This window comes from Flavobacterium aestuarii (assembly GCF_040049115.1).
GTDB lineage: Bacteria > Bacteroidota > Bacteroidia > Flavobacteriales > Flavobacteriaceae > Flavobacterium > Flavobacterium aestuarii.
Genome location: NZ_JBDLZZ010000024.1, coordinates 38,915 through 45,271 on the forward strand (window position 1 = coordinate 38,915; position 6,357 = coordinate 45,271).

The following is a 6,357-nucleotide window of genomic DNA, read 5'->3' on the forward strand; positions in this document are numbered from 1 at the left end:
AATTTGAACAAACCAATTTCGTAATTCATAATTGATAATTCGTAATTAAATAGTAATCGTTCCTTTAAACACAAATTCTGCTGGTCCTTTTAAGAAAACATTGGTAAACCCATTTTGATTTTTATCAAAAGAAACAACCAGTTTCCCTCCTTCAACATTTACATTAATGGAAGTGGCTTCGGTTTGTCCTGTGGCATTCATCGCAATGGCAACAGCTGTAGCACCAGTTCCGCAGGCTAACGTTTCGTCTTCTACGCCTCTTTCATAAGTGCGCAGCCTGAAAGTGGTATCATCTATTTTTTTTACAAAATTGATATTGCTGCCTGCTTTGCCGTACAATTCGCCATAACGGATGGCTGCTCCATTATCTTTTACATTATAATGTTCCAAATCTTCAACCATCTGCACATGATGCGGAGAACCGGTATTCAGGAACGAATAATCAGCTTTGATATCTATTACGGGAACATCAATCATCTGCAGTGAAACCAGTTTACCCTCAAATGAAGCATGATGCAGACCATCTGTCGCTATGAAAGTAGTTTCATTTTCAATAACGTGCATATCTTTGGCGAAAGCGACCAAACAGCGTCCGCCATTCCCGCACATTGAACTTTGATTCCCGTCGGAGTTGTAATACACCATTTTAAAATCGGTTTCGGAATCATTTTCAAGCAAGATAAGTCCATCCCCTCCTATTCCAAATCGTCTGTCACACAAATGAGCTACCAATTGTGTATTGTCTTTTGGGAAAAAACCGGAGCGATTGTCGATCATAACAAAATCGTTTCCAGCACCTTGATATTTATAGAATTCTAATTGCATTTTTATTTCAATTTTAGTCTCACAAAAGTACGAACTATTAATGAATTGTTAATCATTGTTAAAGAGCGTTAAACCATATTGTGCGAAAAAAAAATTGCCCTAAATTCGTAATCAAATAACTAATAAAAACGAAAAGCAAAATGAAACAAATTTCTAATTTATTCTTGGTATCCTTGTTGAGTGGCGCAACAACCCTTGGCGCTTATAAATTATTATTTGACAGCAATGGTTATTTTTCTTCAAACAAAAACGGAATTACGACAATTGCTCCCGAATCTTATGCAAGACAAACGAGTTTTGGTGCCGAAAATATCGATTTTACAACGGCCGCTGATAAAACAATTCACTCTGTTGTTCACGTAAAAAATGTTTCGGTTAGAACAATTTCAAATCCTATTATGGAATATTTTTACGGTTACGGCGGACAACAGCAGCAGGAACAGATTGGTACCGGATCTGGAGTTATTATTTCGGAGGACGGTTATATCGTAACCAACAATCACGTTGTGAAAGATGCATCAGACATTGAAATCACGCTGAACAACAAGAAAACATACAAGGCAAAACTCATTGGAACCGATTCTAAAATGGATATTGCCCTGCTAAAAATCGATGCCGACGAAAAACTGCCGTATTCTGCATTTGCTAATTCCGATTCGGTTAAAGTGGGCGAATGGGTTTTGGCTGTAGGTAATCCGTACAACCTGACCTCGACAGTTACAGCAGGAATTGTTTCGGCCAAAGCCAGAAATCTTGACACTAGAGGCATTCAGTCTTTCATTCAGACTGATGCTGCCGTTAACCCAGGAAACAGCGGTGGTGCACTCGTAAACACCCGTGGGGAATTAATTGGAATCAACACGATGATTTCGTCAATGACAGGTTCGTATGTAGGTTACTCTTTTGCCATTCCTTCTAATAATGCCCGAAAAATTATCGAAGACATCATGGAGTTTGGCAATGTACAAAGAGGAATTCTTGGTGTTGAAGGCGGTGAATTGAACGGAACAGCTTCCAAGGAACTGGGCGTTACACAAACACAAGGTTTTTACATTAACAGAGTATCTAAAAATTCGGGAGCCGAGAAAGCCAATCTGCAAAAAGGCGATATTATTATCAAATTGGACAATCAGGATATTGCTACTTTTGCCGATCTTTCTGGCTATGTAAACACCAAAAGACCTAATGACAAAGTACAGGTAACTATTATCCGAAACGGGAAAAATATGGTTGTACCAGTTGTTTTGAGCAAAAACGAAAGCTTCAATACCGAATTCAAGGGAATCGAGCTTGGAAATATTGATACAGCTGATAAAAAGAAATTTAAATTGGATTACGGTGTAAAAATCAAATCAATTACCAATGAAAATCTGGCACAATACAGTGATGAACTCATCGGAAACATCATTTTGAGCATTGACAATGTCAAAGCAACAAATGTAGAAACGGTTTCTAAAATTTTAAATAATAAAGATGAAAAACAAAGCATCCGCATTGAAATGATAAATAAAAATGGTGAGATCATGAGAATCATCATCTAAAAAGTTAAAACACTAAATCTAAAGGCCAGCCTGCAATTGCATGCTGGCTTTTTTATTTCAAAAAAAGCAATAAAAAAAGCAATAAAAAAAGTTACGAAATCGATTGAAATAATTATTTTTGCTGCAAAATTTAAATTATTACAACAATAACTATTGTTTTTGTTACAAAAAATAAATTAAGCAAATACAAAATTTTCAACATGAATAACATGGATTTATACGAAAAAGAGGTTTCGTTACAAGCCGACAGAAGACGTTCAGGAGTAGAATTAATTAAAATCATCAGCGATTTATGGTACGACAAATCAATTGAACTGGTTTTGTTCCGCAACCAGTTAATTGACCGGAATGTAAGTGAGATTATCAATCTGCATGAATATGCAGGTAAATTTATCGGCAAGCCAATCTCTGTTTCTGACTCAGTTGAAATTGCCAGCGTTATACTCACTTTAGACCTTCCGCCATCCAAATTAGACATTGGTAAATTGACTTACGAATACCGATTGGAAGACGAAAAATACCCAGATGTGAGACATTTCGTTTTACACAAATTAAAAAAAGCCAAATTAACCAAAGAAATAAAACCAAAAGACGTTGTCCTTTACGGTTTTGGACGCATCGGACGCCTGTTGGCACGAGAGCTGATGTCCAAAACCGGCAAAGGAGACCAAATGCGCCTGAGAGCCATCGTTACGAGAGACAAAAACGATGCTGTAAGTCTAGAAAAAAGAGCTTCGTTATTGCGTTACGATTCCATTCACGGAGATTTCCACGGATCAGTTATTGCCGATACAGCCAACAATGCGTTAATTATCAACGGCACAACCGTTCATATCATTACCGCAAATACTCCCGAAGAAATCGACTATACTCAGTACGGAATTGACAATGCACTTGTGATTGACAATACTGGTGCTTTTACAACCCAAGATGCTTTGAGCCGTCATTTAGTTTCCAAAGGAGTTGCCAAAGTACTGCTTACTGCACCAGGCAAAGGCGTTCCAAATATCGTTTATGGCGTAAATCATAACGAATACAATCCAGACGAAATCGACATTTTCTCGGCCGCTTCCTGCACCACCAATGCCATTACTCCAATTCTAAAAGCGATTGAAGATACACTCGGCGTTGCAAAAGGACATCTGGAAACAATTCACGCTTACACAAATGACCAGAATCTGGTCGATAATATGCACAAAAAATACCGCCGTGGCAGAGCCGCCGCGCTTAACATGGTAATCACCGAAACAGGTGCAGGTACGGCTGTTGCCAAAGCACTGCCATCACTCGAAGGCAAATTAACTTCCAACGCTATTCGGGTTCCCGTTCCAAATGGTTCGCTGGTAGTGCTGAATCTGGAAGTAAACACAGAAACATCTGTCGAAGCCATCAACGCCATTATGAAAAAATATGCACTGGAAGGAGAACTAGTCGAACAGATCAAATATTCTTTGAATAACGAATTAGTTTCTTCGGATATCGTGGGGACTTCGGCACCTTCCATTTACGACAGCAGTGCCACCATCGTTTCCAAAGACGGAAAAAATATAGTGCTATACATTTGGTACGACAACGAATACGGTTACAGCCATCAGGTCATCCGGCTTGCCAAATACATTGCCAAAGTAAGACGATTTACATACTACTAACCAAACCCTTGCAGGCTGGGAAATGCTCTTTTAGTTTTTAATTTTAGTTTTTTAGATAATAAATTGCCCCAGCCTGAATTTAACCAAAGTCCGCCTTGTTCTCAACTTGGCGGATTTTTTATTTCAGTCCTAAAATCTTAAATCTGAATTCTAAAATTACTCTGGGCGTGACATTAAGTTAAGGGTTTCTTATTAAAGTTTGTCCAAGATATAATTCTCGCAAAGGTGCAAAGACGCAAAGAAATACGATCTTAACTTTGCGCCTCTGCGTCTTTGCGAGAGTGAAATTAAGAGAAATCCAGAGGGTTTCAATGTTTATAGAAATCAAAAATGTGCGTTACAGCAACCCCAGCGGGGTTGTACGACACGAAAAAACATTAGACCCCGCTGGGGTCATTGTCAAAATCGAACATTCTTTCTATAAACATTTGACCTCTCTGAGGTCTAAAAAATCTTAAACTTAATGATATTGATTCCAATCCCCTCCTCGCAAAGCCCTGCAGCAAGACCATGTGTATTCATTCAAAATCTTTTAAAAATAAACTTCACTGCTAAAAAAACACCTATATCTCCAATAATTTCCTCAAAACAGGTGTTAAACACCAACAATACAGGTGCTTAACACCAATAATAGAGGTACTTATCACCAGCACTATTGGTACTTAACACCAATAATACAGGTGTTAAACACCAATAATAGAGGTACTTATCACCAGCACTATTGGTACTTAGCACTAATAATACAGGTGTTTATAACCAATAACAGAGGTGTTTAACACCAATAGTATTGGTACTTAACACCAATAAAAGAGGTAATAAAGACCAGCAATAGAGGTATTTAACACCAGTACTATTGGTGTTAAACACCTCTATTTATATTTTTAAAATATTATTTCTTACAAAAAATAATTATCTTTATCAGATAAAACACAAAAAGCATGGATAGTAATAACAGGAAATACAAAAAAGATTTAGGAGAACGCTACCCTTTGGTAGGTAATTTTATTCATTACCACATTACTCACAATAAAATCAAAAAAGCCGATGTGAGCCGATCGTTAGGAATACTCCCTACTGGATTAAACGATTATTTTAAGAGAGACTCACTGCAATTTGCTATTCTATGGAAGCTTAGTATGGCATTGAAACACAATTTTATAGCCGAGTTGGGCGAATATTTACCTTATCGTTTTGAATCCATTAAAGAAAAAGCATTAAAAAAAGAACTAGCCGAAAAAGAAGCCATCATACAAAAAATGGAAATTCAGCTGGAAGCCTTTAGGGAAATGAACCACAAGTAACCGACTCTACTAAACTTTGTAAGAATATTTTATATATTTGAATTCAAATCAAAACGAAACAGAACTTCGCCAATCCTCCAGAAATGGATGTATATAGGAGGTTTTGTATTGTTTATATATGAGTTAGCCGATATATATGAGAAAACTACTAAAAACAACCTTTCTTCTATCATTCTTATTTTTTTTTACAAATTGTGAAAAGAAAATAGATGATATACAATTTGAAAAAAATGTGCTGACAGAAATTTTTCCAAAAATAATTGACTCTATTTGTGTTGATAGTAGAAAGATGAATCCGCCACCGAGATTTGGAATAGAAACTTGGGATAAAGGAGAACTCATAAAAGTTGATACTTCAAAAGTTACAAATGAAGAACGAATCAAATATCATAATTGGAAGAATGAACAAAAAAGAGTTGACAATGACACCTCTAAAATAATTATTGGTTTTGACCAATATTTATTACAGTATGGGCAAGGAAGATTAGATAGTGAATCAAAATTATTAAATTCAAATTACAGTAATTTTAAATTTGACTATTCAAAAATTAAATTAAACAGCAAATTTAAAATAAAAAATATATCTGAATTTCCAAAAGCAGAAATACTATTAAAACATGATAGAGTCTTATTATATGAACAAAAATATAATTTTGTATTTTCTGGTTTACTTGAAATTTCAAGAATAAAATTTAACAAAGACAAAAAAAGCGGAGTTTTAGAAGCTAGCTTTGCTTATTGCGGAAGATGTGGAAGAGGATATCTAATTTATATAAAAGAAATCGACGGAAAGTGGAAAATCGTAAAATTGGAAGGTACTTGGATGTCGTAAAAAATACGTCGGCTAACACTTGCTACAATAGATTTGAGTATTTGGCTTAATTAAAAAATGGTCTTGCATTTGGAATGTTTAGGCAAATCCGAAAATAAGGCTTAATTTAACCCCAAACCTCTTGTAGCAAGGGAACGTCAGGCTGTGAAAAAACCTCTTTTTTCGATAGTTGCAAGGCAAAAAACCTGTCCTCAAACCGCAATACAACC

5 protein-coding genes are annotated in these 6,357 nt (G+C 36.1%); 4 read left to right on the forward strand and 1 reads right to left on the reverse strand.

What is annotated here, in order from left to right; all coding sequences use genetic code 11:
* Nucleotides 1-45: 45 nt before the first annotated feature.
* A complete protein-coding gene (gene dapF, locus ABEG11_RS17905; RefSeq protein WP_348825556.1) occupies nucleotides 46-825 on the reverse strand; it encodes a diaminopimelate epimerase in 780 nt (259 codons plus the stop codon).
* A 140-nt stretch (nucleotides 826-965) separates the two neighbouring features.
* Between dapF and ABEG11_RS17910 the strand changes: the two genes are divergently transcribed.
* The 4 genes from ABEG11_RS17910 to ABEG11_RS17925 all read left to right on the forward strand — a co-directional run bounded on the left by ABEG11_RS17910 (nucleotide 966) and on the right by ABEG11_RS17925 (nucleotide 6,148).
* Nucleotides 966-2,366: a trypsin-like peptidase domain-containing protein gene (locus ABEG11_RS17910; protein WP_348825557.1), complete on the forward strand. Its 1,401-nt coding sequence runs from the start codon at nucleotides 966-968 to the stop codon at nucleotides 2,364-2,366.
* A gap of 200 nt (nucleotides 2,367-2,566) precedes the next feature.
* Nucleotides 2,567-4,015: a glyceraldehyde-3-phosphate dehydrogenase gene (locus ABEG11_RS17915; RefSeq protein WP_348825558.1), complete on the forward strand. Its 1,449-nt coding sequence runs from the start codon at nucleotides 2,567-2,569 to the stop codon at nucleotides 4,013-4,015.
* Nucleotides 4,016-4,953: 938 nt separating this feature from the next.
* The gene (locus tag ABEG11_RS17920) at nucleotides 4,954-5,316 is read left to right on the forward strand and encodes a hypothetical protein (protein ID WP_348825559.1); all 363 of its coding nucleotides are present in this window, start codon (nucleotides 4,954-4,956) and stop codon (nucleotides 5,314-5,316) included.
* Between the two features lie 136 nt (nucleotides 5,317-5,452).
* Nucleotides 5,453-6,148 (forward strand): hypothetical protein, encoded by a 696-nt coding sequence (locus ABEG11_RS17925; protein WP_348825560.1) that lies wholly within the window; start codon nucleotides 5,453-5,455, stop codon nucleotides 6,146-6,148.
* The last annotated feature ends 209 nt before the right edge of the window (nucleotides 6,149-6,357 follow it).